Source organism: Streptococcus infantis (assembly GCF_001579645.1).
Lineage (GTDB): Bacteria > Bacillota > Bacilli > Lactobacillales > Streptococcaceae > Streptococcus > Streptococcus infantis_E.
In genome coordinates, this window is the sequence record NZ_LQZF01000219.1 from 1 (window position 1) to 202 (window position 202).

At 28.7% G+C, this 202-nt stretch carries 1 protein-coding gene; it reads right to left on the reverse strand.

Annotated features, from left to right (window positions below; all coding sequences use genetic code 11):
* The coding region (locus tag SINDD18_RS11580; RefSeq protein WP_061864010.1) for an SPJ_0845 family protein at positions 1 to 131 on the reverse strand (131 nt) is incomplete at its 3' end.
* Between the last annotated feature and the right edge of the window lie 71 nt (positions 132 to 202).

Below are 202 nucleotides of genomic sequence, written 5' to 3' on the forward strand. Positions count from 1 at the left end.
CTATTTTTCTTTTCTGCCTTATCTTTCTTTTCTTTTTCATCTGGAAATGTTACTTGCTTTAAATCAGGGAGTTTAGCGAATTCTTCAAACATTTTATCTAAGTCATCAGTTTTTGTAAATTTGACAGCCATGGGGCATACCTCAATTCTTATTGTTTCCTCTATTATACTATTATTTCAGCCAAAAAGTTTAATTTTAAATT